This is a genomic window from Morganella psychrotolerans (assembly GCF_001676155.1).
Classification (GTDB): Bacteria; Pseudomonadota; Gammaproteobacteria; order Enterobacterales; family Enterobacteriaceae; genus Morganella; species Morganella psychrotolerans.
Genome location: NZ_LZEW01000001.1, coordinates 558,262 through 583,557, shown reverse-complemented (window position 1 = coordinate 583,557; position 25,296 = coordinate 558,262). Strand labels below are relative to the sequence as shown.

The following is a 25,296-nucleotide window of genomic DNA, read 5'->3' as shown; positions in this document are numbered from 1 at the left end:
GGGAATAAAAAGCCCTCCGCAGAGGGCAATGAGGCGTTACGGGTTTAAATACCGGTCAGGCGGGTGATCGCCCACGGGCGGGTAACAATGACACCGGCTGTCGCGTTGGTCGCATCTTCCAGATACCCTTTAATCTGGTTTTCTGAGCCGATTAGCTGGTATTTCACCGGCACAACCTGGAGGATCACTGCACTGGTTGCTGTTGAACCGTCATCGACAGTCTCCGCAAACATGTACGCTACATCCGCGCCACCATTGGCACCGGCAAATTCTGGTGAGAAGACAAAACGCATATTCGGGTAGTTTTCTTTCACCCACTGATACACAGTTTCACCCCGGGCGACCGGATTTGCCACATTCAGTGCAGAACGGTAACCAAGCGGCAGGGTCAGCGTGATAGACGTATCATCTTTGATAATACCGCCGGAGCGCATCTCCAACTGCGAAAACATATCCGTAATATCTTTGGTGATATTCGCGAATGTACCGCCTTTCCACGTTGCCGCTGCTGTTTCATAAGGCGGCAGGTTAGGTTCATTCATCAGACCGAACACACGGGTTTCAGGGCTGTTAAACCCGTAGTAACCGATACGCTCGCGCCCCTGCTCAAGAGACTCGGTAGCCGCATTACGTTTTTCTGCTGCCGCTTCAAAACCGGCGGCTGACTGACGGGCTTCTTCCAGTTTACCTACCTGAAAACCCTGCTCAAAACGAACGATGCCGCGACGTTCCTGATCCTGCGCGTAGGATGCCAGCGGGACATTGGTGTGGTCGCCGTACAGCTCAGCTTTCGCTGCCGGTGTTGCGACATTCAGGATAATCTCTTCATCGTGCCATTGCCCTGCCGTCACTACGCCGGTGATTTCATCCAGCACACGGACGCGGGTCGCGGTACGGATAAGACCGGGTAAAACATGCTGGAGCATTTCACGCTGAATAAAACCGCCGCTCATAGCAGGACCGGATAACGCGGAGTCCATTGATGCCAGACCGCCAAAGCCGATTTGTTCCAGCTCGCCGTATGTCCATTTCTGTTCCGGGTTAACATTCAACTGCCCGTGCTTTTTAATATCGCGACCGGACATATAAAACTTCTGCTTACTGACTGGCATTATTCACCTTCCTTTACAGCCACGGTGTACGGGATTTCTGTCAGACGGATAACGCACAGACTCGGTGTCTCTGCTGACTCTTTGTGACGGGACACATAGCCAATAACAACGTCGCCGGCATCGGGTTTTTCTTTCGCAGACAGCGAACCGTCATCGGCGCTGAATACCACCGGTGCATTAATCTTTTTCGCCCCGGCTGTGATTGCAACGTTAATCTCACCCATGGTCAGGAATTCACCCTGGGTACCGTTAAGGGCAAATTCTTCACCGATGCGGTACGATTTCGGGTTAATCATAATTCCCGCAAAAGAACCGGTGCCGCCGACCTGAACAGATTCGACTGAATCGTCTTTGTAGGTGTAGGCGTGTCCGAACAGGTTTTTCTTTTGATCCGCAGAACTGAGGATCGCCGCTGTTACGCGGGTCGGGCCATGGTGACTGATTTCGCCGATAACACCGGAAACCATGCCGTTTGCTACTGAATTCGGAATTGCCATTATTTTTCACCCCACTTTTTTAAAATTGAAGAGTTGCTGACAGCGGAGTCCATCGTTGCTGACGGCTTCTGTGAGTCCGGTGTGCGCCCCTGCATCCACGCATTCACCGCGATACTTTCAGTGCCTTTATCACACTTGACGCCGAGCTTTTCAGCGCCGTATTCCGCGACCTGCTGCTTTGTCATGGCGGCATGGTCAAACACACCGATAAACGGGGTCAGCTTTTGCGCCAGCGCGTCACGTTCACCGATCTGCTTTAACAGTGCGCCGGTGTCCATGGTTGGCTTAGCTTTCTCCAGGCGGGCGATTTTGCGCTTCATGGAAGACATTTCGTCCATCGTGGTAAAGCCGCGTTTCAGACGTTTCAGGCGGCGGTTCAGCCCGTCTGTGGTTGCCTTGTCGAGTTCATCTTTGGCTTCGGAAATAGCTTCTTCTGCGGCTTCGATAGCCACCTCTGCCGCTTCCACTGCTTCCGGATCACCTGACTCCGCTTTTTCGGCTTCCGCTTCCGCGTCTTCAACGGCTTTTTCCGCGTCTTCGGCAACCTTTTCCTTTTCAGGATCAGGATCTTCGTCAGTGGTTCCTTTTTTCTCCGGGTCTTCATCTGTCGATGGCTTGCCAGCTGAGACAGCAGCGGCGATCATCGTTTTTAACTGCTCAAGCTGCTCAGGTGTGAATGACCCTTCGTCAGTTGTGGGCGTCTTGTTTTTGTCTTCTTCGCTCATACGAATAAGTTCCTTTGTATCAATGGTAATAACGAGATGATCCTGCACAGCAACGTCAGCGCCGGTGCGCCCCTCATCGACTAATGCAAGGTGATTGCCACGCAAATGGCGCTGAACAACTTCGTATGCCTCCCCTTCGTAAACGCCGGGGTTGTCGAAGTCATACCGGCTGCGGTAGCCGGGTGAAAGGTCAATCTTTCCGCCGCCGATATCACTCAGGGCGGCATCAGAGAAAATTTTGATATTGCCTCTGAGGTACGGGTGATCGAAATACACGTTTTCGCCGATAACCCCCTGAATGCCCTTTTTCTCAGCCGGTGTGGCGTCCTTTCCGAGCATTTCGTGATCGACGATAAACGGGGTCAGCCTGAATGACTGAATAGTCTCTTCGTTGTCTAACTCTTCCGGCGGGCGGAAGACTTTGTAAATCTTGTCCGGCTCCGGTGCGCCGATTTCAGCCCCCAGATAATCAAAAACCCCGACTTTTGAGATGGGGTTATCTTTTACTTCGAGCCAGCCGTTAAGGTCGTATGTTCGCTTCGTCATATCTCCTCACCAAAGTCGATAACCGGTGTCCAGAAGCATTTACAGTTCGGCAGCTGTCCGGGTAAGCCTCGCTCTCCCGTCTTTTCATCAATCACCGGCGGCTCATCCAGATCGAACACTTTGCCATCCAGCCGCTGATGTAATTCGCGCGGCTCCGCGCTGCCTGCCGAGTGATGCCAGATGGCTTTACGGATACCGGCTGATTTCATCCGTTCGTAATTTGCCGCCGTGGTGATTTTGCGTGTCTGGTCAACGGCAATAAAATTAGCCCGCTTTTCTGTCACCCCGCCGATATCCCGTATTTCATCCAGCAGCGTTTTACTGCCGCTGCCGGTCTGACTGACAGAGCGAAGCGCCGCACTCTCGATGCGGTAATGAAATTGCTGCGGGATAGATTTAATCAGGGAGACGTTTTCAGCCGTGGAGGCGATCACTTTATCTTTCAGGGCTTCAGGCATATCCGGGGTTTTTATTGTGATACCACCGGAGAGTTGTTTCAGGGATTCGTCCAGATTTCGCCTGGCGCTCATATCCACCTGTGAAGTGAATTTATCTGCCATTGCGCCAGCCTGCTGACTGAATATTTTATCCCACTTTCGTTTCAGACGGTTCAGCCAGATACGCGTCTGACTGGCAAAACTGGCGTCCATTGTCGCGCCGTCAAAGTCTTCGTGCAGGTCGCCGAATGTCGATTCGTAATCCTTAATCATGGCTTGAATCAGCCGTGACATGTCACCCTGATAGCGGCTCTGTGGTGCTGCTGAGTACCGGAGGGGACTGCCCTTCATTACCGCCTGCCGGGATGCCGCCCACTGTGCCCGTTGGGTTCGTACCCGTATTTTCCGGGGCATAATCTTCCTCATTCACTTCAATGCCGTAGTAAGCAGACTCTTTATCAGCTGCCAGCTTTTTACGGATATCAAGCCCGTCGATAGCACCAACCGTTGCATACGCGGAATCGGCTTGTGCCTGTTTCAGCTTAATGTCTGAGTCTTCGATAGCGGTCGGGCTGTCCAGCGGAAGCCAGGTGACAGAAAGCTCCTCTGTGCCAAGTTCCTCGCTGCGCTGTAACATGTCGTAGTGACGTTGCAGCAATTCCTCAAGGTCATTAGCCTGAATGCTCTCCAGTTCTTCCCGGTAGTTGGCTTCCTCGTACTCGCCGGTGGCATTAAAGCCTTTCGGGGTCGTGCCGAGTAACTTGGTCGCCGGAACATTCGCCGCTGCCGCCACAAGCTGATACTGCGTCATGATGGTGGCATCCAGATCTGCCAGTGAGGTATCGAACTGCTGAACGGTGTCGGTGGACCCGACCGTCTGCACGCCGTAGTTATCCCGCATATCCATGAAGTACAGCATGTTTTCATGAATAACGTTTTTATCTACGCCATCCAGATCCGCCATGCCGATGGTCAGCAGACGCTTGGTCATTGCCAGTTGCGGGGCTTCGTTCGCAGTCCGCTCTGAGGCATACACGCGCTCGTACACGCGTTCGGGCACGGAAACACCAAAGTAGTTGTATGTCGGCTTGAGTACGTCCGGAACAGGGAACGGGACAAATTTAACGAAATGCGATTTGTGATAACGCCGGTTACCTATAATCCAGTAGGTCGGTTCATAAAAATCAGGGCTGGCAGGGTCTTGTAAATTAGCATCGGTTAAATCCGGAGTTGCCCACTGCGGATCAAGCTGCTTAATCCCTTTGTACATACCTTTGGTCACGCCGTCAGGATTAAACGGGTTTTCGTACCACTCTTTCGGGTTTGATGTCTCAACCAGAAACAGCGCCAGCCTGCCGCCGTACACGCGCCCGAAGTGAATTAATTCTTTAATGTGGTGCTGAATGCGGTACTTCTTATCCAGCTTGCGTAACTTTTTACTGACATCCTGATTCCCCCCGCCTGCACAGTCGAGGTCGTACCCCTGCCGGATAGCATCACGCGCGGGCATATTGCAGGCTTTATCTACCAGCCAGTGCTTTGCTATCACCGCGCACATGTTGTTGCCGATAAACATCTGCGAGGCATACCACGCCGCCTGTGATTCAGGAACGCCGTAGACCTGTCCGCCCTTGAATGCCGGTACAGTGCCGTCGATGCTGTCCATCGCGACACCCTGCATTGCAGGTTGTGGCAGACTCAGCCCCTGAAACCCTTTATCCGCTGCCAGTGCTGAATATAAATGCGTGGAGAACGCTGACCGCTTAGGTGCGGCAACCACTGCTGTTTTCCGCTTTCTGAACGGCCACATGTTATGTCCTCTTGCGTGAAAAGAATCCGCCGCCTTTTTTCTGGTACAGATAACGTAATGCCTGTGTCATGGCATCAACCGTGTCATCGTGCCCGGCAAACGGGAATGTTGTGATTTCTTCCACCGTCTCAGTTATCCACGGCTCAATTTGCTTGTGAGGCAGCCAGACGTTACCGGCTTCCCATTCTGCGGTACAGGCGTGAGCGCGGGCGATTTTACTGCCGTCCGGCTCAATCGGTACCAGACCGGAAACAGTTGATTTCAGTGTGTCAATCACCGCCGGACCATTGGCTTTATCCTCGACCAACTTGCGTCGTGCCTGCGGAAATTTCTCCACCAGTAATTTCACGGCTTTCAGTGTTTCGGTAAAACTCATGCGCTTGCGGATCTGATGCAGCAGATAGGCATTTGCGCCCTTCTTGCCCCAGACCTGACCGACAACGTAGTCCGTGCCGTCACTGTCCTTAAATGTCATATCCCAGCTGTGAATGACTTCATCAAAGGACTCAGGCAGATCTTTCAGCAGATAGTACCGGGCGAATTCTTCATGGAATATCTGCCCGTCTCCCGGTTTCGGTTTCTGCTGGTACATGGCGGACCAGAAGTAATCGCCGAGAATAGCTTTTGTTTCGAGCAGTTTGTCCAGCGGATGCAACTCCGGGACAAGCGCCTCACCCTGTTCGTTGATAGCGGCAAACTCCAGGACTTCGGCGCGGGCGTTATTTTCAATTACACGACCGGACAGATCATCAGTAGCCCAACGGGTCGCCATGATGATTTCGCCGCTGTTCTTCGACAGACGCGTTTTAAACGTGGAAACATACCAGTTCCAGACGGATTGCTTGGTTGTCGGGCTGAGTGCTTCTTTGGCGTTTTTAATCGGGTCATCAATAATCCCGAGATCAACCTTTTTACCGGTTAACGGACCACCTACGCCCTGGCTGATATAGGTACCCTTGCGCCCGATAATCTCGAACGTTTCAGAGTTGCGCTTTGCTTCCACTTCGATGGTAACAACGCGCTTTGCATTCAGGCACGATGCCGGAAATAGTGCTGCATATTCCTCACCCATCATGATCCGCTGTACATCACGGTTCATGTCCGAGGCTAAATCTTTACCGTATGACAGACCAGCAATACGCAGGTCGGCATATTTCCCGAAGATGTACGCGGGGAGATAGCGGGACACGATATCTGACTTACCGTGCTGAGGCGGAGCACCAAGGATAATCACCGGACGCTCACCGTTTATCATCCTGACGATAAACCGGTCTAAGGCATCACAGACCGTTTCTGAAAAGTGACTGGTGATATATTCCGGGTTAATGTACTGGATAAATTCATGCAGACTACGCCGCGCTATCTCCCTTTTGACTTCCTCATCAAACAAGTCGATATCGATATCCATTACATCACCTAAATTTGCAGAAACAGACTTTTCAGCCTCAAATCATCATGAAGATGATTCCGGTTTTTTGATAACAAATGAGTAACAAAACAAACGGGCATTTTGCCCGGGGATGAGTGTTGATTTTGATGCGTTCAGAATGCTTTTTGAATGAACCTGATTTCGCTTATTCGGGTAACGGTCATTATGTTAAAGAGAGGCTATTTTCTGGATTTTTCTCTCAGTTGCAAAAGCTGATCAACACTCAGGTGGCTAAGGTCAATTCCGGTCGGGGTCATCGTGCCATCTGTTGACGTGTGATCCAGTTTCTTCGGCGCTTCCCACCCTTGCATATCCACGATTTGTTTTATCGCGGCTTTCGGGTCGTGCAGTTTTAACTTGATGCCGTCTTTACCAGCGGTCAGTTCAGATATCGCGGACAGCGCTTGTGGGTTTTGCAATGCCGAGTCTTTGAATCGCCAGACGGCTTGTATAACCTGATTGCCGTCGTCATCCTTCCCCATGTCGTGCTCACTGAACTCAACCATTTCTGATACTGACGCACGTCCGATTGCAGATAGTCGCTCCAAGGCTTCCTGACGGGTCATAACGGCATCCGAGAGAGCGGATGTGCTCATTGCGGAGAGAAACGATTTAACGTTAGCAAATGTTAGCATTCGGCTTGATTGCGATCTTGCTGCCGCATCGGTTTTCACTTTGTAGCCAGCCTGTTTGTAGGCATCGGTCTGATTCAGCCCTTTCAGGATGCCTAACGCGAATTGCTGTTGCTGTTTCGTCAGGGCATCAAAAAGAACTCTTTGCTCATCAGTGAGCGTTGGTTTCTTTTGTGCCATACCTTTTCCTTAAATCGTAAACGCCTGAATGTGCCCGCCGCTGTTAGGATCCATATCAATAGCAATACGGACAGCTTCTACCGCGTCTTTTCCGCAGTGCATAGCCGTGCTGGCGATAACGCTGCCGCTTCCGATTGCATAGGGTTCTGTCTGTGGCGATATTCCTGCCCTGTCCTCACCCTGACTTTTGCCAATAATGTATGCGAGGTTTTTGCTGATAACCGCGATGGCAGTGAATGAGGTCGACGGGATGAACTGTGATGCGTAAGTCAGGTTTTCTGACATCAGTTTCTGTAGTTCTCTTTCGATACCACACTCTCCGGCGCACCCGATAGCTAATACTGTCTCACCGTAGATACTCCAACGCTCCCCTGGTTGAGGCTGGTATATCTTCACTTCCGATGTAGAGCAGATAATATCGGATGCCTGAGCCTGACTATCAGATGCCAGTGTCTCTCCGTCCCATGCGATAGTTGTCATACGTCCTCAATCAGAATAATAATCTGGTTTGTTTTGTATTTGCCCGTGGTACAGCGATACCACTGGAGTCAAAAACCTATATAAATCTCTATCAACGCCACTCGTAAGCGACGTTTGCAGAATTTTATATTTCGTCAGCTACTGGGGTGACTGCGAATGATTGAACCAAATCAACACGAATGCTGTATGTTTCTATCCTGTTAGGATCTGTCAGTACAGTGATGAAAGTGTCACCTTCTTTATAGATATCCGGTGTTGCTGAGTACCCCACGACTGCGAGTTCATCTATATGCATCGTTACTTTGAAGTATTTTATTGCCGTTGCGTTGTATTGCTTCATTTCATCACCTGCCGTTGTTGTTCAATCTCCCGTATTGCCCGCTTATCGTGATTGCAGTTGGCGATGTATTTCATTGCATCAGCCAGCAACTCAACAGCGCCACCGAACGTCAGATCATCCGGTATAACTATCTGTTCGCAATCAGCGGTCAGGTTTGGCGGTATCGAAACCACTGGCGCGGGCACGTATTCCGGCGGCGTACTTTTGCAACTCACTAACAGCATCAGCGGGCACAGGAATAGCAGCGCATTCGCTGTCTTTGAAAACCGTTTTGATAACAGTCTTAACTTTGACATGCTCAGTACCCTCTACCTGTTTGGCGTTGATGTTGTCGAGTGATACGCGGTGATTGACTGCGACTGCCGCTATGGTGATGTTATTAACAGTGGTCAGGCGACTGTGTTTTTCAGACAACAGCTGATAATTATCTTTCAGCCCGCCGTACAGGTGTAGCATCAGCAGCAAGCCGATAGCCAGTGTTCCGCAAATACCGAGCCATATCTTTGTCGCGGTACTCATGCCGGTATTTCGATATGAGGCGCATCAATGAACCGTGTCTCAATCGGCAATGACGGGTCATTCTTCCAGTTGATACCGAACCGCAACTTCACGCCAAGTTCATCAGCAGCCTGTTTAACTGCTTTCAGCAACGGCTTGAATTCTTCAATCTGCCACTTGGTGTTAACCGGAATAATGTCTACTGCATGGCCGGTCAGATGTCGGCTGTTATTTGTTTGTGATTTACCAGCTGCGACCAATTCTTTTTGGCGAGCTTGTGTGCGCAGACCTTCAATAACAATGAAATCCACCGGTGTAATCTCCAGCGCGCGGCGGATAACTTTCACCAAGTCAGGATTGACGCCTTTCAGGTTATCTTCACTGCGCTTACTGAATCTGAAGCTACTCATTATCAATTTTCCTTTTTATCCGTTTCTCAAGCGCCTTAATGAACTCAGCACCTGACCATCCCGCCAGACCTGCAATGCCGCCGGACAGCTCCGGAACCCATGTATAATAACTGGCAGCGAGGAAGACCAGCGCACCGGCAAAAACAGAGACAACCATCTGAAGAAAGAAAACGCCCCAGCTGATGACTTCACCATTCAGGGCTTTATAGGCACAACTGGCAGCAGTGCCGAGTAAAGTCATGATGACTATCAGCAGACTACTGAACCAGCCGTAGTTATTCGGGTCGTTAGGCATCTTTTTCATGGCTCACCCCCTGACGGAGGAATTTAGTTAATAGGGTGCCGCGCACAGTATCTCTGCGATGATTACGTTTGTTTGTTCAGGATTCTGTGGCGGCGTATATGAAAAAAGGCCGCACATGGCGACCTCTGGTATCAGTTGTTCGGAATAACCGAACATGTGAGTAGTCAACTATCGGTTGACAACTGATTCGAACTATCCGGAAATTCCGGAGAGTTGAACCTGTAAGCTATCGTTACAAGTTGCAGAAATGCGAAAGCCCCGCACTTGGCGAGGCTCGTTAATCTGGTTAAGTGACTTAAGGTACACGTAAAGCAACTTACCTGATAAGTATTGCTAATTCGATAAAGTAAGTCAATAGCAAAGTTCGGTTATTTTACGTATTTTACCCACTCGTTTGCGACTGTTCATTGCAATTCGCAACGGTTCATACAAAACCCATTGAGCCGCCTTGAGTTTATCGTTGACCTCATTACGACAAGTCCCGAGTGACGGACGCCTGATTTTATTCCCTCCCCTCGTTTGCATTTTGCGTGGTTTTGCAACTCCGTGATAGTAAGATGCAATCGCCAGCTTAGATGACCCGTTGGCATAGTAACTGAGTAATATCGCATACGCCTGTGCGTCAGTGGCGATGACGGAATCTACGACCTGAGAAATCAACATTCCGTCATCGTCATTACACATTGGTCTGGTCGGGTTTTTATCCGGCTCTACCGTCTGCATAAACTTATAAATCATATTTATTTTGCGGATATCAATCCTGCCCGAGTGAACCCACGCACCCCACAGTTCCAGCCACTGATTAAGCCAGTCCAACTGATCCTTTGTGAGTTCCTTTTCTCCGATATAGCTCATCTTACCTCCGGCAATACAGTGTGCTTGTGGCAGTCGTACCGGGTGCTGTATGCCTTCCTCAGTAACGATTCCTTACTTTCACCGGCTTCCTGCCGTACTGTGAGGTGTCCGTCTCTTCTTTGTGTGACTACGTGGTGATGCTTTGTTTCCTGCCTGAGCCAGCGGGCTTCTTCGATTGCCGAGGAAATATCAGTAAATGCTGTCATCATCTATCTCCCATATCGTGATATCCAGAGAACCGCCACTCACCCTCTCCCCGCGCCGAATGCGCATATCATCAATCTGACTGTCGTCCTTCCAGAAACAGGCATGCGTGAGCGAATCGAATACCGCCTTTGGAAGGTTATCGAGGTCTCTCTGTCGTTTGTCCGGGGGATTTGCTGTGATGCTGACTTTGATGCGGGAAGTGGTGCTGATATCTAGGTTTTGCTGTTTGATTAACTCTGTGATGTGCTGCCGGTATTTGGTTCCTTTTTCTGCGATGTAGTGCCGACCCCTTGCATGACGCCAGTACGTATTATTTGACGGTGGCCACGGCAATTTCAGGTGGTATTGATTCATGTCGATATCTTCCCCTCCTCCAGAAGTTGTGCCTGCGTCCTGATAACACCTTCGAGGTGGCACATCCTTGCATATTCCGCATCCGTCAGCCGTGTACGCCGGTCTATCTCATCATGACACGCAATACACGCCCACGCTCCGAACATGTCGTCAGGCTTCATTCCGGTGCCACATAATCCCACCATCCGATAATGAGCCAATACCACAGTTTCAGGGTTGCCGTTACACACTCCCGGAATACGAATTTGGCATTCTCTGCCCCGCGCTTCTTTTCGTAAGTTAGCCATAATCACCACCAGTATTCATAGATACCCAGGCAGAGTGAAAATATCACCCAGCACATAATCCACGGGATATATTTACGCATCACTCTCCCCTCTGATTTTATCGACAACTTCCAGATGCTGGCAGTCATCAGCACATTGCTCACAGGCGTATGTTTCGTCGTCTGCGAGTTCTTTACCGCATAGAGCGCAAGTCATGGTATGCCTCGCTTAATTGACCTTTTTGCCTCTCGTCGCAGCGCTATACCGAGCCGCTCAAGCCAATCGGCATACTTCAGTACTGCATCAGTTTCATTATCAAATCTCGGAAAATCATCCATGGCTATTTCAACTTTGAAGCCGCGGCTAAAAAATAACTCACAGGTAACGCTCAGCTCCTGCTCCAGTATTGTTTTCCCGTTGTCATGTCTCACCATGTATTTTTTGGATTTTTATCTTTGCCTTTTTCATAGTGGATTAATTCCATTGAGGTCTGCTTAGTCTTCACGTCCGCACCTCCCGCAGCTTCGCGTCAAACCCCTTGAAAAAATGATTACCCGCCATCGCATAATATGAATCAAGGCAGGCGTCCGCACCGGGTGTAACCGCATACAGAATAGTGCGCTTATTTTTCGAGCAGACCCGGACGACCGTCCCTATTTCCTCAAGGATGCACATCTTTGCGTTTGCGGTTGTTCTCAGCCATCCCATAGCCAACGCCACGTCACCGGACGTGAACGTCTCGCGGTCACGAAAAGCACTGATGATAAAATTAAGTTTCAGGTACATTTTTTCGGTCATGATTCCTGCTCCCTATTCCTGATGTCCGTAATAATTAAAGTTGTATCGCGTTGTGCGGGGCTTCACTCCCTCACCTATAGCCCACGCCTGCGAGTACTCGATTAAGCTCGTCATGCGCTTCTTACCCATGCTTGCAGTGCTCTCTCTTGCCAGCGGTACAATCTCGCCCTCCAGTCCAGGAATAAGTTTCCCGTCTCTGCCTGTGGCTTTCGCGTGACCGGACACAAAAATACATTTCCAGTCCTGCAATCCCCATGCATTACCAGCCCACACGATGCGCTGCTCTGCGACGTTGCCACACAGTGCGTGGAACATATCGTTTTGCGGGAGTGTTCGGGATGAGTCTGAGATTTTTACTTCGAGGGGAAAATCGTCGTTGAGCGGAAGATTGTCGAGTGCTGCTTTGAGATTGCTGAGTATTCGCGCATTCCTGAGTAGGAATGTCTGTTTTTGCATTTAACCCCCTGTTGGTGCTCTCCGGTTCCAGGCTGAAATTGCCTCCGGCTCGTTAAAGCGCTTAATCCGTACATCGCAGCCGTCACAGGCAATACTGAACAGAGTCATATCCTGATATGTCGGCTTGTGAATTGTGATGTCCGCGCATCCGCAAAACGGGCATGGCTTTAGCTTCTGTGTTTTCTCTGTCATTTCATCACTCCTCCGGTGGTTGTGGTAGTGCCGGTGTCTGATATGGCAGCATGCTTATTACGCCCGCGGTATAAGCGCGGTATCTGATGCCAATCTCACCATGCTTGTATTCGGTGCCACCGAAAATATTCTCTTTCCGCTGCGTCATGATGTACTCAGGCGAATAGCCAAGCTCACCCGCACACCACTTTTCAAACTCCGTTGGTTCCATAATCAAAAGTCCTCAGTTAATCGCTCTGAACTGATTAAAATCATCTGCTGTTATGCCCGGCACCATGCAGTTTGCAAACAGAACCACGCCTTCAGGTGACTTCACGAAACGGAAGTTTTTGAACTCCGGTTCCTGCTGAATATTCACATCCATATCGGCCGGAAATTCTTTGTAGTTATCCAGTAGATAACTCATCGCATCCATCCATCCGTGCTTATCTGCATCAGTGAAATAATATTCCTGAAGCAAAGCGTATCCGCTCATAATCAAAAGTCCTTCTGTCTTGGGTTATGCCGTCCGGAAGCCGAACTTAGCCTTGATATCCGCGATATGTGCCAGCGCCTTATCTTTCGGCACCGGGATATGCATCTTCGGGATCATCACTCGGGGAGCTGGTATGTTTTCACCTGATCGGATTCTGGCAGTCATCCCCGCCAATTCTTGACCGCAGCGCTTTCTCAGCTCCGACTCAGTTAGTCCGGATGCGCGCATAACCGAGTATAATTTCGTGACCATCCAGTAGCATGCGTTGTTAGCCCATGGATAATCCTCTGCCGTCCGGTACATGCTGCGGTTGGCGCTAAACTTCATGACCATGCCGTAAAGCTCGTCAATGTCCGGAAGACCAACTCCGACAGGATCATTTTGGCGGCAGCCTTCGATGAATTGCCCCGGTGACGGCCAGAATGGATTTTTGCTTGCCCGCGCCCAGCGCATGCCTGCTGACAATTGTTCTTTGGTGCGAATCCCGTTCTCAGCGAATGCGGCGATCCACTGCTGCTTTGCGTAACGCTCATCGTCAGGTGATTTCAGGTTGGTTTGTGCTGCGGCAGGGAACACCTGTTTGAGTTGCCGGAATAGCGCATCAACTAATTGTTCTGCCTCGGGATTTATAATTTTACCCCCGGCAGGCGCTTGTGACATTCTTGCCAGCGCACCGGCATCACGATTGGCAATTGCGGTAACGATGTTTGGTTTCACAGAAAGCCCTCCCATGATTCTGCTGTGTTCCAATCGACAGGCTGCTCAGGTGCTGCGCCACGTTGCGCTCTCCCCGGCTGCTGACTCTGAATTACCAATGTGCCCCACTTCTCACGGAGCTTTGCAGGGCACAGAACATTCGAGCACCAGAATGGATCTTTGTTCGCCCACTGGAACAGACGGCAGATTTCTTCGTGAGTCCTGCCGTCAATCTGCCGCATCAGGCGGATGTCATTAGCCCAGCCGTGCCAGGTTGGTTCCTGTGCTGACGGGCAAATGATTTGGACTTTGCAGTAAATCCACTGAGCAGCTTTCAGGTCATCAGCGGTTCCCCACTGGTTTCCCTTGGGTGAACTGACTGCGGCATCTGGTCTGACAGAAACAAATTTACTTTTCGGCGGGTCTGAGGATTCGTCAGAATTCTCGGACGTAGGGTTTATATTTTCTTTTATCTTTAAAGTATTTCTTTTGTGTGTCTCCAAACTAGAGACATCATTTGTCTCTAACTTAGAGACTTTTTTTAGTCTCCAGATTAGAGACACTGTCTCTAAGTTGACTTTTCCACGCTGAAACCTCTTTGTTAACCCCAATTCTGTTGCCATCTTTTACGATGTAATTCATTGAAATTAATTCTTTCTTTGCCTTATTTACGTTCTGCCGGGACAGACCTGAAATGTCAGCTAACTGAGAATCAGCTATCCGGTCATTTTTCTTCCCGAACCCGTATGTTTTTCTGATCAGCGCCAACATGACCCGAAACTGTCTGGCTGTCAGATTGCAACATGAAAGAGACTCCAGCAGTTCATTGGCGAGCTTGGTATAGCCATCGTCCAGATCTGCCATTCGTGGTTGCTCCGGCTTAACAGGGAATTCATACAACTCCGCTGTATTCATAGCGACCTCCATGTCTTTGTTTAATAATTAAACTCATGTATAATTACTCCATAATTTGCTGCATCAAAAAGGGGAGCCGTTAATTTCCCCTTTGCTAAATTACTGTTTATTGATACAGTGTATTTGCTGTTTAAATTGTTAAGTCCATCTGAGCCTCGGTTACCGCCGGGGCTTTTCTTTTGACCTTTCCCTTCATCTCCAGCATCTGCATCAGCCATTCAGCATCAGCGCCCTCGACCACTAAGCGCGGTGGCTTGCTTTCAACCTTCACTGAATCTTCCGGTAACCCAAGCGCTGTGATTGCTTTACATGCCAGCCGAAACGCTCTTGTCTTTTCCCGGCTTGCTGCCGTTGGATGAATACCTAACTCTTTTGCCAGGTTGTCATTCTTCATGGCGAACGTCTGCCGGATGAAAAAGCTCATCAGCTCGTTAGATGTGCAATCGACTTTGATACTTTTTGATAATTCCATAATTCACAATGTCCTTATTGAGATACAGTTATTCGCTCACTTCCTGTGAGGTGTTGCTGTGTTGAAAAAGTGTTCCAGCGCATATCCGGAACGGGCTAAATTTTGAAAGAGCGGTGGTTTGTTATGCTGCAAGTAGTTTTTGTTGACTAAGAGTAAGCAGATCGCTCGCTTTGTACTTACCATTTGAAATGGACTGGATGATTTCTGCGTAGTTCGTTTTCCCAAAGAATTCAGTCTTTGGCAGGAATCCGTTGTTAATCCATTTGTACACTGCTCGCTCACTTACTCCGCATGCCTTTGCTACATTGACAACCCCAATATCTGTAATTGGTGTGCGTATACTTTCCATATGCGATCTCCATTGTCGTACTTTAAGTACACATTATCTCTGTACTGAAAGTTATTTGCAAGGCGTTTATAATTGAACCTATGGTACAAGCTGAAAAAGTGCGGAATAGTTTTGCCCAGAGGCTAGCACTGGCCTGTAAAGATGCGGGGCTTAATGAACATGGAAGAGGCGCGGCGATAGTTAAAGCTATTGGCGTGTCGTCTAAAGCTGTCAGTAAGTGGCTTAATGGAGAATCGCTACCAAGACAAGATAGAATGAATGACCTAGCTAAGTTTTTGGGGTGCGATGTTGTTTGGTTGCAGCATGGGAGCATGGCGGGATTTGATAATAACGTCTCTCAACCTAAGCCATACAAGCCATCACCTAAATACCCTGTTATTAGCCTTATCCAGGCTGGGGCGTGGAATGACGCCTGTGAGGCATATTCACTTGATCAAATAGATGAGTGGTATGAATCAGAAGTTCATGTTCAAGGCTCTGCCTTTTGGCTGAAGGTTGAAGGCGATTCAATGACCGCTCCGATGGGAACTAGCATTCCCGATGGGTCGTTAGTGCTTGTTGATACAGGCAGAGATGCCATTAATGGAAGCTTAGTTATAGCTAAATTAACAGATTCTAATGAAGCGACATTTAAAAAACTGATAATTGACGGAAGCGCTAGATTTCTTAAGGGATTAAATCCTGCATGGCCAATGACGCCTATTAATGGCAACTGCAAAATTATCGGCGTGGTTGTGCAGATGATGATGCGGTTTGTTTGACAGCCTGACGACACGTTTTGAGGATAAAAAATGGCATTTAATGACATTGAAGTTGCACAAATTAAACAATGCATGAACTATTTCATGGAAAAATACCGCCCACCAAAACACATTAGGGATGAGCATGACCTTCAATATCGCATTGAAGATGATAGCGTGGTCATTTTTGATGTTAGGCAACTTGCCTGGAGTTCCGGAACCGTGGAAGAAATGCTGGCAAAAATAACAATCAATAGAGTCAGTAATTCATGGTCATTGTTCTGGTCTACTGAAAATAACGATTGGCGACACTATGATGCAAAGATGATAGGTAGCTTTTCCGACGCAATAAAAATTATTGACGAAGACGCGACCCATCGATTCTTTGGCTGACAGCCTGACACTAATCCAATGAAGCGCCTATACAACTGGATATGCTGCCACAAGCTGTACACTCTGCTTATAGCTGTGATTGTGATAGATGCGGTGCTGTGGGTGAGTTGGGCGCGGTGATGCGGTTTAGGGTGTGGTTGACGATGTAATTTAACAAATATTATTCCGTGAATGTAGGTTACTAATGATCTCAAGTGAGATAAAATAAGGAATATAAATGAGCAACAAAGGCGGAAATAAAATGGCTAAATCTATATGTTTTTTCAACCACAAAGGAGGAGTTAGTAAAACAACCACGGCATTCAATATTGGTTGGGAGTTAGCAAATCAAGGTAAAAAAGTTTTATTGGTTGACTTGGACTCACAATGTAATTTAACGGGAATGGTCCTCGGATTTTCGAGAATTTTTGATGGGCTCGAAGGGTTTTACGCTAGTAGAAATAACCTAACAATGGGGCCGATTGTTGAGTTTTTAATTAATGGCGGACAACCAGAAAGATACCTGGAAACAGAGGCTGGTCAACTAACGACTACATTAAACAATAATCTATTCTTGCTTCCGGGGCATTTAAGTGTTGCGGAGCTTGATTCGCAAATTAGCGTATCTCTTAAAATTGCCGCCGGTATACCAGCAACGAGAAATATACCAGGAAACCTACCAAAGACCCTGCAGATAATAGCTGACCAACATGAAATAGATTATGTTATATATGACCTTAGCCCAAATGTTGGCGGTTTAAATGAAGTAATATTAATGTCTAGCGATTATTTTATAGTACCAGCTACGCCAGATTTCTTTTGCTGGCAAGCAGTCAAATCACTGGCTATTAATATTCCGAAATGGCATGCAGAATTATCTTTCTTTAAAATATCTCACGACGGAGCCTCTGCTAAGGCCATTAAAAACCAGCCTAAATTCATTGGCATGATTCAGCAGCGCTATCGTCCGCGCAATGGAGCCCCAGCGAAATCTTTTGAATTATGGATATCGAAAATAAGAGAGGCTGTAGATAACACTTTGATTCCTGAGTTAAGCCAAATAAATTGTGTAGCAGATAAGTCGTTAATCCAAAACGTGCTGGATGAGAGCCATGGAAATGGATTATCTGCATATGATTTAGCTCATATATCAGACTTCAACTCATTGATTGCAATAAGTCAAACGCTATCAGTACCTGTTTTTGATATAACAGACCAAAATATAAAAGATTCAGGGCAGTTTGGTCACTCATTAAATACTATGAAAGAAAGCAGAACGGCATTTAAAGAACAGTTTTCTCTTCTTGCTGAAAGGACGATAAAAATAACATCCTGACAGTTACCCCAGCCCTCCCCGCGAGGGCTTTTTTGTGTCAGCTGTTACTCATCAGGTCGATAGCGACCTCGTAAACCTCGCTCATAAACCTATCAACCTCTTGTTCTTTATGGGAACACAGCAATTGCCGGATATTTGCTTTTGATATCATCTGTCGTGAATCCAGCAACATAATAGCGGCTCTGCCCGTTACTCTGCATACCTCACTGTAAATCAATTCGCGGTCATTACTCATACGTCACCTCTATATATTTCCTCAACAGTAACACCCGCGACAGTGTCTGGACAGGCAATAATTGTATACTTCTCACCCCCTCCGGTGTGATCTGCGTCCAATCGTGACGATTTTTTGAAAATAAATTATCTGTTAAATCAATAACATTGTACTAATAGTCACTATTTTATTAATTTTCCGTACTTTTGGTCTTGTCTTTATCGTACTAAAGGTACACAATTAAACCCATCAACGGCACGGAGCCAAAGATAAAACGGAATTAGCTCTTTAACAAATTAGAACCTGATCTGAATAAGTGTCAGATCACCACTGAGTGGTTTTTGGGATTGGTCATGACCGCCGTCGCCAAAGGCATGACGGGAATGATGGATAGAGCGCCATCGGCCAATCGCCAAAAATTACTCAGGAGGCAATATGGCAACAATTACTGTTATTCCAAAGAAAGATAACGCGAAGAATCGCCGTCTGGCTAAACAGATGGCTTTCTGGGACAGAAAGCGTGCGGAGTATGCAGCGAAGCCTAAAAGCCGCTCAGTGGAAGAAATATTCGACTCAGTGTTCCCGCCAGTTAAAGCCCCCCTGCCTACGCTGACTCTGAAACCAGCAGAATACTTCCCGTCCGGTGATAACTGTTGCTTACCTAAAGTGGCAATTTTCAGCGGAGTGAAGGCTAAGCAGCCGAAAGATGAGTTCGGGATAACAGTGCGGGCATAACCGGCGGGATGGATTGTGTGAGCGCAGATATAGCCCACGGATGGGCTAATCTCTTTCAGATAATAGTCTTATTTAAGGTAAAGCAAATCCAATGCTGATTTCTCTGCATCTTCCGGGTCGTCAAACGATTCCAGAATATCTGAGTATTTAGCTGCCTGACTCAGGCTTTTAATATTTTCCTCAACCTCGGATTTTTGCTCAGTAGTCAGCGCGTCAAAAATTGATTTCAGCAAAATATGCTGCGCGTCCAAGCGCTTTGCAATGTCTTTATTATTCATTTTTATTTGTCTCATTTTATAGGGTTAAGAGCATCTTAACTTATTTCCATCAGTGGCACACGGACACCTCGCCTGATGTGGTTAAAAGCAGGCATCCAGTCAGTATTGGGATTGGTGAATGCGAGAGGCTGACTCGCGGTCGATGTATAAACAGCGCTCATGATTGTCGTAACCACTCGACGTCTCAAGACAGTGCCGCTGATAGTGAGGGCGCTCTAATCAGCAAGCAGGAGATCAGCACCTGCCACCAATCACCAATACTGACTAACCATATTCCCGAGTGAGTTCGGGATCACAACGAGGAATAGATATGACACGGTTAACCAATAACATCAAATCAGAAATCATCAGAAGCGCTTTGAAAAAAGCAGGAATATATGAAGAAAAAGAAAAGTTAAGAGTAGAAAAAAACACTCTGGCAAATGACGCAAGGATCGCCTCTTTCGGCGGTAATGACGCCGCCGCAAGAGCAGAAGAAAAACTGGCTTCAATACTGGCGCTGGTGAAAGATCTGCAAAACACAGTGGATGGGTATATCTACCTAACTAATGCTAAAGATTATTATATATATCCAGCATTTGGCGGGCAGCGAAATCGCTTGGCGTATGGCGACGATAGTCAGGGGAAATCGATTTCTCTACTCACACCAAGTGATGATAAGTGCTTATTCCCAGCAGATCATGAACTAAGTAAGCGGTTTACTCAAATTAACGAGAAAGAAGCCAGTATAGAGAAAAGAGAAGCCGAAATAAAAGCAAATGTAAAATCTGCGCTGGACTCAGTGACTACGATTAAGAAGCTCATATCAGTATGGCCTGAAGTAAAAGAGATTCTTCCGGATGGTGAGCAAATTGAGCGTGTAACTTTACCTGCGGTTAAGGTCGAAAATCTCAACTCTCTTATTGGTCTGCCGACTGAATCAGAAGCGGCATAACTGACTAACACCCCGCAGCGGGGATAACTATTCGGACATCACGTAGCACAGGGAAGTGCATAGGAGGAAGTAACAATGTCAGGACACCCACATGCTGACCTTATGGCTAAGGCAGCAGAGATAGCGAAGACGGATCAGTATTGGCAGCGACATTTTGAGGAAAAATTTCACAGCACTGATAAGTGGAATCCAATGTCAGACGTCTTCTTTCAAACGCACAGAGAATACCGCCTTAAGCCTCGTTACATCGACATTAACGGGCATCAGGTTCCGGAGCCGGTGCGGGAGCCGCCGGAGATTGGAAGATGTTATGTGATAGCTGACATAACAATCAAAGGATTGTGCACGCAGATATGGCAAGGCGATGATGGCGACGTATTTTTACTTCAGTGCGGGCTTATACATTTGTCAGCAGAAGCAGCAGAAGCCACATAGTCGCCCTGCTCTCTTTCACACAGAAGTAACCCACCCTATAAATAAACGGAGTTAATTATGTCAAACGAACTGGTCATTATCGAACCAGAGACGGCGCTCGACATTTTTACGGCACCGGATAAGGTTCAAATGATGTTGTCCAGCATCCGGGAGAAAGCCCTCGCAGAGCAGGCTGAACTGGATACTGATTTATCCAAAGCAAAGAACCGCGACGCCATTAAATCACTGGCCTACAAAGTAACGCAGTCGAAAACATACATCGACAAAGCCGGTAAATTGGTCGTTGATGAATTAAAAGAGCTACCGAAGAAAGTAGATGCCAGCCGCAAGCAATGCCGTGATGAACTCGACGCACTGAGCGATGAAATCCGCAAGCCTGTCACCGTGTGGGAAGATGCTGAAAAGGCGCGAGTGGAAGCCGAAGAGCTGGTTAAAAAAAATCGAACGTGACCACGACGAAGCGTTGCAGATGAACGAACTGCACGACCTGCGCAAAGCCGAAGAAGAGCGCAAGCGCATTGAGCACGAAAACGAAATCAAGCGTCAGGCAGCTGAGCAGGCGCGCATCGAAGCCGAGCAAAAAGCACAGCGCGACCGTGAAGCTGCCGAGCTGAAAGTTAAGCACGAACGCGAAGCCGCTGAATTAAAAGCCCGACAGGAAGTCGAGGCAGCAGCAACGCGTGAACGTGAAGCCAGAGAAGCACAGGAACGTGCTGAACGCGAAAAGCAGGAAGCTATCGCAAAGGCTGCAAATGATGCCAAAGAAGCGAAGGAGCGCGCCGAACGTGAAAAGCTGGCGGCTATTGAAGCAGAGCGTCGCAAGGCAGAGGAAGCCGAAAAAGCACGACTGGCAGAAGTTGAGCGCCAGAAGCAGGAAGAGTTAAAGCGTCAGGCTGATACCGATCATCGTGCGAAAGTGAACAATCAGGCAATGCAGGATTTAATCGCTGCCGGCATCCCGGAAGAGTGTGCAAAAGCATGCATAATCGCCATTGCAAAAGGCACCGTATCATCAGTAAAAATCTCTTACTGACGCCATGAACCACGCACTCTACGCGGCAACACTCTTCATATCAGCATCACTCATCTTACTTATTTTACGGTAATCACATGACTATCAATCAGAACGTTTTCCGTCTGGCGCAAGCGCAGGCGCGGGTAGCTATACGCCAGAATTGTGATGACATCTGGTGGTTAGCAATGGAATTACTCAGAGAAAGTTACGGGAGGCATGCGTGAAAATAACATGCGACCACTTCAGCGTTTCAAGCGGCACTGGTAAGGCGGTAATCACTACCCACGGACGGGTATTTATCAACGGACTTGATTCTGAGGCTATAGGAAATAGCGATGCCGACATACAGGAGTTAGTCGGTACTGAATTACGGCTCATGGATGAGCAATCAGTTGTTGAAACGCTACGGAAAGCGGGATTCGACATGGACGTCATAGCAGCACTGGCAGGCAGGGAGGCGGCATGAACGCATACGCAGTGCAGGATGCTCAGGAAGAGCGGCGGATGGAGCATGCAGCATGGCAGGATGCTGTGTCGCGTGACTTTGAGGAATTCATACAGGACGTGATATTCGGACTCAGCACGGAAACGCTGGCGTCGCTCGGAGATCAGGGAGAAAACGAAGTCAGGAAGGCAATCGAAACCACACTCAGAAAACGGAGCATGCTGCATGGAAACGGGAATATTTTACGGGCTTAGTAACGAGGACTATCACCAGGGATCAGGTGTTAGTAAATCCCAGCTCGACGATATAGCAAAAAACCCTGCTGTTTATCAGTGGCGTAAAAAAGCACCGGTTGATGAAGAGAAATTAAAGGCTCTGGATATGGGAACCGCCCTGCACTGCCTTTTGCTTGAGCCTGATGAGTTCGATAGCCGGTTCATTGAAGCGCCTGAGTTTAACCGCAGAACGAACCAAGGGAAGGAAGACGAAAAGGAATTTCTGAAATCGTGCGAAAGCACAGGGAAGATCGTAATAGATTACGAACAGCACCGGAAGCTGAAGATCATGAGAGACAGCGCAATGGCTCATCACGCCGCCAGATATTTCCTTGAGGCGGACGGGTATAGCGAGGCGTCAATTTACTGGAACGACACGGATGTTGATGAGTTATGCAGGATCAGACCCGATAAGTTTTTATCAAATCAGCCGGTGATCATCGATGTAAAAAAAGTCGCAGACATGGAGCGTTTTCCGCGGCACATCGAAGAATTTCGCTATCACGTACAGCACGCAATGTATCAGGAAGGTTATTTGCGTCACTTTGGTGAATCACCCGTTTTTTTATTTATCGCTGTCAGCGAAACCATCGACTGCGGTCGCTACCCTGTCCATGTTTTTGAGCTTGATTCTGAAGACGTCGACGTCGGGTTTAATTTATTCAAAAAAAACCTGCAAACCTTTCATGAGTGTCGCGTCAATGATGATTGGGGCGGCATAGAACCAATATCGCGCCCCGAGTGGGCAAGAAGGAAAAATTAATATGTCACAGGAAATAACGACAATTGATGTCGATCGCGAAGCTGACACATCGAGCGCAATCTTCAGTCCATCAGGGCTGCAAAAGTTACAGGCATTTGCAGAAGTAATGTCGATGGGTATCGCAACGATTCCGAAGCATCTGGCGGGGAATAAAGCTGACTGTCTCGCCATTGCTCTACAAGCGGCGCAGTGGAAGATGAATCCCTACGCGGTCGCTCAAAAAACACACCTGGTAAATGGTGTTTTGGGCTATGAGGCGCAGTTGGTTAATGCCGTTGTGACCAGCTCAAAAGCTGTTACCAGTCGTTTTCATTACCGGTACGGTGGCGATTGGACACGCATTACCGGCACGAAAAACAAATCAGATGAAACCGGTCTGTATGTTGAGGTTGGTGCAATTTTGCGCGGTGATACGGAAATCACCTGGGGCGAACCACTCTATATGCTCGACATTACCACCAGAAACTCCCCGCTTTGGAAAACAGTACCAAAGCAGCAGATCGCTTACCTTGCGGTGAAATATTGGGCGCGACTCTACTGCCCCGAGGTCATCTTGGGAGTTTACACGCCTGACGAATTTGATTCAGAGCCACGGGCAGTGCGGGACATAACACCAAGAGCCACAAAACAAGACCTCAATAATCTGATTAACAATAAACCTGTCGAAGAGAAACCATCTGACGACCGCTCACCAGATCAGATTTTATGTGACTTTACGGAAGCGGCCGGCAGCGCGAAAAGTATCGACGAACTCGAAAAGTTCTACAAATACAGTGCTAAAAAATTAGCAGATAACGCGGAGCTGCTGGATAAGGCAACTGATATTTACCAAATCCGCAAAGACGAAATAGCGCCCGTCGAATAACCCCACCGTTTCAGGATGAAGCTTAATGCAGGGATGCTGAGGAAATAACAATGACTGCTTACTATAACGAAATCGATCCGTTCGCTGCTCAGTGGTTACGGAATCTCATTGCTGCCGGTCATATAGCGCCGGGTGTAGTGGACGAAAGGAGTATTGAAGATGTCACACCAGATGACTTACGCGGATTCACACAATGCCACTTCTTCGCCGGTATCGGAGTGTGGTCACTTGCCCTGCGCCGTGCAGGATGGACGGATGATAAACCAGTCTGGACAGGAAGCTGTCCGTGCCAACCTTTCAGCGCGGCAGGCAAAGGAAATGGGTTTGCTGACGAGCGGCACCTTTGGCCGGCATTCTTCCATCTCATCAGCGAGTGCAGGCCTGGCATTATCTTTGGTGAACAGGTTGCAAGCAAAGACGGCCTCGGTTGGCTCGACCTTGTACAAACTGACCTGGAAGCAAAGGACTACTCCACAGCGGCGGTCGATTTATGCGCTGCGGGCTACGGTGCGCCGCATATCAGACAGCGATTGTTCTGGGTGGCCGACACCGACAACGCGGGATTGGAAGGATGGAAAGGAATGCCAGAACGTTCCGCTGAATGCCCTGCTCGGTCGGGTAGCATGGATGGCGGGATGGGCGACTCCAAACACAATGGATTCGTTGCCGATTCGCTCTCAGGAAGCCTTAGCGAGAGCCAAAACAAAAGGCGGTTGCTCAAATCTGAAAGACCAGATGCACGAACTGATATATTGCCAATATCCAGCCCGACTAACGGCTACTGGCGAGATGCTGACTGGTTGTTCTGCCGGGATGACAAGTGGCGGGCAGTTGAATCCGGAACATTCCCGCTGGCTGATGGGGTTGCCGGTCGCGTGGCAAAAATTCGCGCCTACGGAAATGCCATCGTTGCGCCGGTCGCAGAAGAGTTCATAAGGGCTTATATGCTGATAACAGAGGAATGAATATGAAAAAAGAAATCGTTGAGTTTCTGAAAACAGATGACACAAAAACGCTGATGATGCGTGGCGAACACACGGTGGGAGAGGTAATTGACGCAGCCATTAAGTCAGAAGAAATTGAAGAAGAAGACCGCCAGCAATGGGAAAAGCACGACAGGTTCGATGTTGGTTATTTCAAAGCTGTTCCGCGTGATGGATATTCCACATATTACTACCCATCAAACAAAGATGTTAAAGGCTCGTTTTTAGCAACTACTTTAACTAATTATTGGTGATTAAGCAGATTCAGGAGGGGTGATGAAAGACGACCCATTAAATTATTGCTTTTGCCTTGTCGTTTCGTTCCTCTTTGGTGGGGTTGTATTTTTATCTGTCGCGGCAGTTGGGAAATATTGGTTATAAATAAATCATGAACATCATCGGATTTGTATTACTACTAGTAATGCACGGCTCTGCTGTGCCTGTTACCGATGATATTTATACGCTCGCAGA

At 48.2% G+C, this 25,296-nt stretch carries 41 protein-coding genes and 1 pseudogene; 14 read left to right on the top strand and 28 right to left on the bottom strand.

The features are described from left to right. Window positions 1-44: 44 nt before the first annotated feature. The 26 genes and pseudogenes from AYY16_RS02905 to AYY16_RS02785 all read right to left on the bottom strand — a co-directional run bounded on the left by AYY16_RS02905 (window position 45) and on the right by AYY16_RS02785 (window position 15,435). The gene (locus AYY16_RS02905; RefSeq protein WP_067361838.1) at window positions 45-1,112 is read right to left on the bottom strand and encodes a major capsid family protein; all 1,068 of its coding nucleotides are present in this window, start codon (window positions 1,110-1,112) and stop codon (window positions 45-47) included. Continuing rightward, the gene (locus AYY16_RS02900) at window positions 1,112-1,609 is read right to left on the bottom strand and encodes a structural cement protein Gp24 (RefSeq protein ID WP_067361835.1); all 498 of its coding nucleotides are present in this window, start codon (window positions 1,607-1,609) and stop codon (window positions 1,112-1,114) included. The genes AYY16_RS02905 and AYY16_RS02900 overlap by 1 nt, the downstream gene beginning before the upstream one ends. Beyond that, window positions 1,609-2,880, bottom strand: a complete 1,272-nt coding sequence (locus AYY16_RS02895; RefSeq protein WP_067361833.1) for a DUF2213 domain-containing protein — start codon at window positions 2,878-2,880, stop codon at window positions 1,609-1,611. Before AYY16_RS02895 ends, AYY16_RS02900 begins: the two co-directional genes overlap by 1 nt. Next, window positions 2,877-3,611 (bottom strand): phage head morphogenesis protein, encoded by a 735-nt coding sequence (locus tag AYY16_RS02890; RefSeq protein WP_223861158.1) that lies wholly within the window; start codon window positions 3,609-3,611, stop codon window positions 2,877-2,879. The genes AYY16_RS02895 and AYY16_RS02890 overlap by 4 nt, the downstream gene beginning before the upstream one ends. Before the next feature lies 1 nt (window position 3,612). Beyond that, the gene (locus tag AYY16_RS02885; protein WP_067361830.1) at window positions 3,613-5,127 is read right to left on the bottom strand and encodes a phage portal protein; all 1,515 of its coding nucleotides are present in this window, start codon (window positions 5,125-5,127) and stop codon (window positions 3,613-3,615) included. A 1-nt stretch (window position 5,128) separates the two neighbouring features. Continuing rightward, a complete protein-coding gene (gene terL / locus AYY16_RS02880; RefSeq protein ID WP_067361827.1) occupies window positions 5,129-6,535 on the bottom strand; it encodes a phage terminase large subunit in 1,407 nt (468 codons plus the stop codon). A gap of 200 nt (window positions 6,536-6,735) precedes the next feature. Then, window positions 6,736-7,368: a terminase small subunit gene (locus tag AYY16_RS19505; RefSeq protein WP_082970566.1), complete on the bottom strand. Its 633-nt coding sequence runs from the start codon at window positions 7,366-7,368 to the stop codon at window positions 6,736-6,738. A gap of 9 nt (window positions 7,369-7,377) precedes the next feature. Continuing rightward, complete coding sequence (locus AYY16_RS02870; RefSeq protein WP_067361824.1) at window positions 7,378-7,848, bottom strand: hypothetical protein; 471 nt, start codon at window positions 7,846-7,848, stop codon at window positions 7,378-7,380. A gap of 124 nt (window positions 7,849-7,972) precedes the next feature. Further along, window positions 7,973-8,188, bottom strand: coding sequence for a hypothetical protein (locus AYY16_RS02865; protein WP_067361821.1), 216 nt, complete (start codon window positions 8,186-8,188; stop codon window positions 7,973-7,975). Next, the gene (lysC, locus tag AYY16_RS19500) at window positions 8,185-8,361 is read right to left on the bottom strand and encodes an Rz1-like lysis system protein LysC (RefSeq protein ID WP_156664945.1); all 177 of its coding nucleotides are present in this window, start codon (window positions 8,359-8,361) and stop codon (window positions 8,185-8,187) included. Before lysC ends, AYY16_RS02865 begins: the two co-directional genes overlap by 4 nt. After that, a complete protein-coding gene (locus tag AYY16_RS02860; RefSeq protein WP_067361819.1) occupies window positions 8,330-8,707 on the bottom strand; it encodes a hypothetical protein in 378 nt (125 codons plus the stop codon). The genes lysC and AYY16_RS02860 overlap by 32 nt, the downstream gene beginning before the upstream one ends. Beyond that, complete coding sequence (locus AYY16_RS02855) at window positions 8,704-9,096, bottom strand: M15 family metallopeptidase (protein WP_067361816.1); 393 nt, start codon at window positions 9,094-9,096, stop codon at window positions 8,704-8,706. Before AYY16_RS02855 ends, AYY16_RS02860 begins: the two co-directional genes overlap by 4 nt. Next, window positions 9,089-9,400 (bottom strand): phage holin family protein, encoded by a 312-nt coding sequence (locus AYY16_RS02850; protein ID WP_317853335.1) that lies wholly within the window; start codon window positions 9,398-9,400, stop codon window positions 9,089-9,091. Before AYY16_RS02850 ends, AYY16_RS02855 begins: the two co-directional genes overlap by 8 nt. Window positions 9,401-9,751: 351 nt before the next feature. Continuing rightward, on the bottom strand, window positions 9,752-10,255 hold the full coding sequence (locus tag AYY16_RS02845) for an antiterminator Q family protein (RefSeq protein WP_067361813.1): 504 nt from the start codon (window positions 10,253-10,255) through the stop codon (window positions 9,752-9,754). A 189-nt stretch (window positions 10,256-10,444) separates the two neighbouring features. Continuing rightward, window positions 10,445-10,816: a RusA family crossover junction endodeoxyribonuclease gene (locus tag AYY16_RS02840; protein ID WP_067361810.1), complete on the bottom strand. Its 372-nt coding sequence runs from the start codon at window positions 10,814-10,816 to the stop codon at window positions 10,445-10,447. Beyond that, a complete protein-coding gene (locus AYY16_RS02835; RefSeq protein WP_067361806.1) occupies window positions 10,813-11,103 on the bottom strand; it encodes a DUF1364 domain-containing protein in 291 nt (96 codons plus the stop codon). The genes AYY16_RS02840 and AYY16_RS02835 overlap by 4 nt, the downstream gene beginning before the upstream one ends. 72 nt (window positions 11,104-11,175) lie before the next feature. After that, window positions 11,176-11,298, bottom strand: a complete 123-nt coding sequence (locus AYY16_RS21360; RefSeq protein ID WP_263317257.1) for a protein NinF — start codon at window positions 11,296-11,298, stop codon at window positions 11,176-11,178. Window positions 11,299-11,583: 285 nt separating this feature from the next. Next, window positions 11,584-11,880 (bottom strand): hypothetical protein, encoded by a 297-nt coding sequence (locus AYY16_RS02825; RefSeq protein WP_067361803.1) that lies wholly within the window; start codon window positions 11,878-11,880, stop codon window positions 11,584-11,586. Window positions 11,881-11,892: 12 nt separating this feature from the next. Continuing rightward, window positions 11,893-12,336: a recombination protein NinB gene (locus AYY16_RS02820; RefSeq protein WP_067361799.1), complete on the bottom strand. Its 444-nt coding sequence runs from the start codon at window positions 12,334-12,336 to the stop codon at window positions 11,893-11,895. After that, a complete protein-coding gene (locus AYY16_RS02815) occupies window positions 12,337-12,528 on the bottom strand; it encodes a Lar family restriction alleviation protein (protein ID WP_067361796.1) in 192 nt (63 codons plus the stop codon). Window positions 12,529-12,532: 4 nt separating this feature from the next. Next, complete coding sequence (locus AYY16_RS02810; RefSeq protein ID WP_067361794.1) at window positions 12,533-12,739, bottom strand: hypothetical protein; 207 nt, start codon at window positions 12,737-12,739, stop codon at window positions 12,533-12,535. Window positions 12,740-12,751: 12 nt separating this feature from the next. Next, complete coding sequence (locus AYY16_RS02805; RefSeq protein WP_067361790.1) at window positions 12,752-13,003, bottom strand: hypothetical protein; 252 nt, start codon at window positions 13,001-13,003, stop codon at window positions 12,752-12,754. 24 nt (window positions 13,004-13,027) lie between these two features. Beyond that, window positions 13,028-13,720, bottom strand: a complete 693-nt coding sequence (locus tag AYY16_RS02800; protein ID WP_223861159.1) for a replication protein P — start codon at window positions 13,718-13,720, stop codon at window positions 13,028-13,030. After that, window positions 13,717-14,614 (bottom strand): annotated as a pseudogene (locus tag AYY16_RS21825) (replication protein). Before AYY16_RS21825 ends, AYY16_RS02800 begins: the two are co-directional and overlap by 4 nt. 130 nt (window positions 14,615-14,744) lie before the next feature. Next, window positions 14,745-15,086 carry a hypothetical protein gene (locus tag AYY16_RS02790; protein ID WP_067361785.1) on the bottom strand — a complete coding sequence of 114 codons (342 nt, stop codon included), beginning with the start codon at window positions 15,084-15,086 and terminating at the stop codon, window positions 14,745-14,747. 121 nt (window positions 15,087-15,207) lie between these two features. After that, window positions 15,208-15,435: a helix-turn-helix domain-containing protein gene (locus tag AYY16_RS02785; protein ID WP_067361783.1), complete on the bottom strand. Its 228-nt coding sequence runs from the start codon at window positions 15,433-15,435 to the stop codon at window positions 15,208-15,210. 80 nt (window positions 15,436-15,515) lie between these two features. On the opposite strand from AYY16_RS02785, the gene AYY16_RS02780 reads away from it, so the two are divergent. From AYY16_RS02780 to AYY16_RS02770, 3 genes are all read left to right on the top strand, one after another. Continuing rightward, window positions 15,516-16,196, top strand: coding sequence for a LexA family protein (locus tag AYY16_RS02780; protein ID WP_067361779.1), 681 nt, complete (start codon window positions 15,516-15,518; stop codon window positions 16,194-16,196). 30 nt (window positions 16,197-16,226) lie between these two features. Then, the gene (locus tag AYY16_RS02775; protein ID WP_067361773.1) at window positions 16,227-16,568 is read left to right on the top strand and encodes a DUF3024 domain-containing protein; all 342 of its coding nucleotides are present in this window, start codon (window positions 16,227-16,229) and stop codon (window positions 16,566-16,568) included. A gap of 217 nt (window positions 16,569-16,785) precedes the next feature. Further along, the gene (locus tag AYY16_RS02770) at window positions 16,786-17,883 is read left to right on the top strand and encodes a ParA family protein (protein ID WP_223861160.1); all 1,098 of its coding nucleotides are present in this window, start codon (window positions 16,786-16,788) and stop codon (window positions 17,881-17,883) included. Between the two features lie 37 nt (window positions 17,884-17,920). Here AYY16_RS02770 and AYY16_RS02765 read toward each other — a convergent pair whose 3' ends face one another. Beyond that, the gene (locus AYY16_RS02765; protein WP_067361771.1) at window positions 17,921-18,118 is read right to left on the bottom strand and encodes a DUF2767 family protein; all 198 of its coding nucleotides are present in this window, start codon (window positions 18,116-18,118) and stop codon (window positions 17,921-17,923) included. Between the two features lie 414 nt (window positions 18,119-18,532). Between AYY16_RS02765 and AYY16_RS02760 the strand changes: the two genes are divergently transcribed. Next, complete coding sequence (locus AYY16_RS02760; protein WP_067361769.1) at window positions 18,533-18,832, top strand: hypothetical protein; 300 nt, start codon at window positions 18,533-18,535, stop codon at window positions 18,830-18,832. 68 nt (window positions 18,833-18,900) lie between these two features. On the opposite strand, the gene AYY16_RS02755 is transcribed toward AYY16_RS02760, so the two are convergent. After that, complete coding sequence (locus AYY16_RS02755; protein WP_067361767.1) at window positions 18,901-19,110, bottom strand: hypothetical protein; 210 nt, start codon at window positions 19,108-19,110, stop codon at window positions 18,901-18,903. A gap of 310 nt (window positions 19,111-19,420) precedes the next feature. Between AYY16_RS02755 and AYY16_RS02750 the strand changes: the two genes are divergently transcribed. The 10 genes from AYY16_RS02750 (at window position 19,421) to AYY16_RS02710 (ending at window position 25,079) form a co-directional block, all read left to right on the top strand. Continuing rightward, window positions 19,421-20,044 (top strand): Nmad5 family putative nucleotide modification protein, encoded by a 624-nt coding sequence (locus tag AYY16_RS02750; RefSeq protein WP_067361762.1) that lies wholly within the window; start codon window positions 19,421-19,423, stop codon window positions 20,042-20,044. A 492-nt stretch (window positions 20,045-20,536) separates the two neighbouring features. Further along, window positions 20,537-20,929, top strand: coding sequence for a hypothetical protein (locus tag AYY16_RS20765; RefSeq protein WP_235846193.1), 393 nt, complete (start codon window positions 20,537-20,539; stop codon window positions 20,927-20,929). Continuing rightward, window positions 20,874-21,512, top strand: a complete 639-nt coding sequence (locus AYY16_RS02740) for a cell envelope integrity protein TolA (protein ID WP_235846192.1) — start codon at window positions 20,874-20,876, stop codon at window positions 21,510-21,512. Before AYY16_RS20765 ends, AYY16_RS02740 begins: the two co-directional genes overlap by 56 nt. 77 nt (window positions 21,513-21,589) lie before the next feature. Next, a complete protein-coding gene (locus tag AYY16_RS21355) occupies window positions 21,590-21,718 on the top strand; it encodes a hypothetical protein (protein WP_263317258.1) in 129 nt (42 codons plus the stop codon). Continuing rightward, the gene (locus AYY16_RS02735; RefSeq protein WP_067361757.1) at window positions 21,715-21,960 is read left to right on the top strand and encodes a hypothetical protein; all 246 of its coding nucleotides are present in this window, start codon (window positions 21,715-21,717) and stop codon (window positions 21,958-21,960) included. The genes AYY16_RS21355 and AYY16_RS02735 overlap by 4 nt, the downstream gene beginning before the upstream one ends. Next, a complete protein-coding gene (locus AYY16_RS02730) occupies window positions 21,957-22,193 on the top strand; it encodes a hypothetical protein (protein ID WP_067361755.1) in 237 nt (78 codons plus the stop codon). The genes AYY16_RS02735 and AYY16_RS02730 overlap by 4 nt, the downstream gene beginning before the upstream one ends. Next, window positions 22,165-22,977, top strand: a complete 813-nt coding sequence (locus AYY16_RS02725) for a PD-(D/E)XK nuclease-like domain-containing protein (RefSeq protein WP_067361752.1) — start codon at window positions 22,165-22,167, stop codon at window positions 22,975-22,977. The genes AYY16_RS02730 and AYY16_RS02725 overlap by 29 nt, the downstream gene beginning before the upstream one ends. Before the next feature lies 1 nt (window position 22,978). Further along, window positions 22,979-23,842: a RecT family recombinase gene (locus AYY16_RS02720; RefSeq protein WP_067361749.1), complete on the top strand. Its 864-nt coding sequence runs from the start codon at window positions 22,979-22,981 to the stop codon at window positions 23,840-23,842. 50 nt (window positions 23,843-23,892) lie between these two features. Beyond that, complete coding sequence (locus tag AYY16_RS02715) at window positions 23,893-24,807, top strand: DNA cytosine methyltransferase (RefSeq protein ID WP_082970564.1); 915 nt, start codon at window positions 23,893-23,895, stop codon at window positions 24,805-24,807. A gap of 2 nt (window positions 24,808-24,809) precedes the next feature. Further along, window positions 24,810-25,079, top strand: a complete 270-nt coding sequence (locus tag AYY16_RS02710) for a hypothetical protein (protein ID WP_067361743.1) — start codon at window positions 24,810-24,812, stop codon at window positions 25,077-25,079. Window positions 25,080-25,296: the final 217 nt, after the last annotated feature.

Bases quoted from the DNA above. Each gene is read 5' to 3' on its own strand.
- AYY16_RS02905 (WP_067361838.1), bottom strand. From the start codon at position 1,112: ATGCCAGTCAGTAAGCAGAAGTTTTATATGTCCGGTCGCGATATTAAA.
- AYY16_RS02900 (WP_067361835.1), bottom strand. From the start codon at position 1,609: ATGGCAATTCCGAATTCAGTAGCAAACGGCATGGTTTCCGGTGTTATC.
- AYY16_RS02895 (WP_067361833.1), bottom strand. From the start codon at position 2,880: ATGACGAAGCGAACATACGACCTTAACGGCTGGCTCGAAGTAAAAGAT.
- AYY16_RS02890 (WP_223861158.1), bottom strand. From the start codon at position 3,611: ATGTCACGGCTGATTCAAGCCATGATTAAGGATTACGAATCGACATTC.
- AYY16_RS02885 (WP_067361830.1), bottom strand. From the start codon at position 5,127: ATGTGGCCGTTCAGAAAGCGGAAAACAGCAGTGGTTGCCGCACCTAAG.
- terL (WP_067361827.1), bottom strand. From the start codon at position 6,535: ATGGATATCGATATCGACTTGTTTGATGAGGAAGTCAAAAGGGAGATA.
- AYY16_RS19505 (WP_082970566.1), bottom strand. From the start codon at position 7,368: ATGGCACAAAAGAAACCAACGCTCACTGATGAGCAAAGAGTTCTTTTT.
- AYY16_RS02870 (WP_067361824.1), bottom strand. From the start codon at position 7,848: ATGACAACTATCGCATGGGACGGAGAGACACTGGCATCTGATAGTCAG.
- AYY16_RS02865 (WP_067361821.1), bottom strand. From the start codon at position 8,188: ATGAAGCAATACAACGCAACGGCAATAAAATACTTCAAAGTAACGATG.
- AYY16_RS02860 (WP_067361819.1), bottom strand. From the start codon at position 8,707: ATGAGTACCGCGACAAAGATATGGCTCGGTATTTGCGGAACACTGGCT.
- AYY16_RS02855 (WP_067361816.1), bottom strand. From the start codon at position 9,096: ATGAGTAGCTTCAGATTCAGTAAGCGCAGTGAAGATAACCTGAAAGGC.
- AYY16_RS02850 (WP_317853335.1), bottom strand. From the start codon at position 9,400: ATGAAAAAGATGCCTAACGACCCGAATAACTACGGCTGGTTCAGTAGT.
- AYY16_RS02845 (WP_067361813.1), bottom strand. From the start codon at position 10,255: ATGAGCTATATCGGAGAAAAGGAACTCACAAAGGATCAGTTGGACTGG.
- AYY16_RS02840 (WP_067361810.1), bottom strand. From the start codon at position 10,816: ATGAATCAATACCACCTGAAATTGCCGTGGCCACCGTCAAATAATACG.
- AYY16_RS02835 (WP_067361806.1), bottom strand. From the start codon at position 11,103: ATGGCTAACTTACGAAAAGAAGCGCGGGGCAGAGAATGCCAAATTCGT.
- AYY16_RS21360 (WP_263317257.1), bottom strand. From the start codon at position 11,298: ATGACTTGCGCTCTATGCGGTAAAGAACTCGCAGACGACGAAACATAC.
- AYY16_RS02825 (WP_067361803.1), bottom strand. From the start codon at position 11,880: ATGACCGAAAAAATGTACCTGAAACTTAATTTTATCATCAGTGCTTTT.
- AYY16_RS02820 (WP_067361799.1), bottom strand. From the start codon at position 12,336: ATGCAAAAACAGACATTCCTACTCAGGAATGCGCGAATACTCAGCAAT.
- AYY16_RS02815 (WP_067361796.1), bottom strand. From the start codon at position 12,528: ATGACAGAGAAAACACAGAAGCTAAAGCCATGCCCGTTTTGCGGATGC.
- AYY16_RS02810 (WP_067361794.1), bottom strand. From the start codon at position 12,739: ATGGAACCAACGGAGTTTGAAAAGTGGTGTGCGGGTGAGCTTGGCTAT.
- AYY16_RS02805 (WP_067361790.1), bottom strand. From the start codon at position 13,003: ATGAGCGGATACGCTTTGCTTCAGGAATATTATTTCACTGATGCAGAT.
- AYY16_RS02790 (WP_067361785.1), bottom strand. From the start codon at position 15,086: ATGGAATTATCAAAAAGTATCAAAGTCGATTGCACATCTAACGAGCTG.
- AYY16_RS02785 (WP_067361783.1), bottom strand. From the start codon at position 15,435: ATGGAAAGTATACGCACACCAATTACAGATATTGGGGTTGTCAATGTA.
- AYY16_RS02780 (WP_067361779.1), top strand. From the start codon at position 15,516: ATGGTACAAGCTGAAAAAGTGCGGAATAGTTTTGCCCAGAGGCTAGCA.
- AYY16_RS02775 (WP_067361773.1), top strand. From the start codon at position 16,227: ATGGCATTTAATGACATTGAAGTTGCACAAATTAAACAATGCATGAAC.
- AYY16_RS02770 (WP_223861160.1), top strand. From the start codon at position 16,786: ATGAGCAACAAAGGCGGAAATAAAATGGCTAAATCTATATGTTTTTTC.
- AYY16_RS02765 (WP_067361771.1), bottom strand. From the start codon at position 18,118: ATGAGTAATGACCGCGAATTGATTTACAGTGAGGTATGCAGAGTAACG.
- AYY16_RS02760 (WP_067361769.1), top strand. From the start codon at position 18,533: ATGGCAACAATTACTGTTATTCCAAAGAAAGATAACGCGAAGAATCGC.
- AYY16_RS02755 (WP_067361767.1), bottom strand. From the start codon at position 19,110: ATGAATAATAAAGACATTGCAAAGCGCTTGGACGCGCAGCATATTTTG.
- AYY16_RS02750 (WP_067361762.1), top strand. From the start codon at position 19,421: ATGACACGGTTAACCAATAACATCAAATCAGAAATCATCAGAAGCGCT.
- AYY16_RS20765 (WP_235846193.1), top strand. From the start codon at position 20,537: ATGTCAAACGAACTGGTCATTATCGAACCAGAGACGGCGCTCGACATT.
- AYY16_RS02740 (WP_235846192.1), top strand. From the start codon at position 20,874: ATGCTGAAAAGGCGCGAGTGGAAGCCGAAGAGCTGGTTAAAAAAAATC.
- AYY16_RS21355 (WP_263317258.1), top strand. From the start codon at position 21,590: ATGACTATCAATCAGAACGTTTTCCGTCTGGCGCAAGCGCAGGCGCGG.
- AYY16_RS02730 (WP_067361755.1), top strand. From the start codon at position 21,957: ATGAACGCATACGCAGTGCAGGATGCTCAGGAAGAGCGGCGGATGGAG.
- AYY16_RS02725 (WP_067361752.1), top strand. From the start codon at position 22,165: ATGGAAACGGGAATATTTTACGGGCTTAGTAACGAGGACTATCACCAG.
- AYY16_RS02720 (WP_067361749.1), top strand. From the start codon at position 22,979: ATGTCACAGGAAATAACGACAATTGATGTCGATCGCGAAGCTGACACA.
- AYY16_RS02715 (WP_082970564.1), top strand. From the start codon at position 23,893: ATGACTGCTTACTATAACGAAATCGATCCGTTCGCTGCTCAGTGGTTA.
- AYY16_RS02710 (WP_067361743.1), top strand. From the start codon at position 24,810: ATGAAAAAAGAAATCGTTGAGTTTCTGAAAACAGATGACACAAAAACG.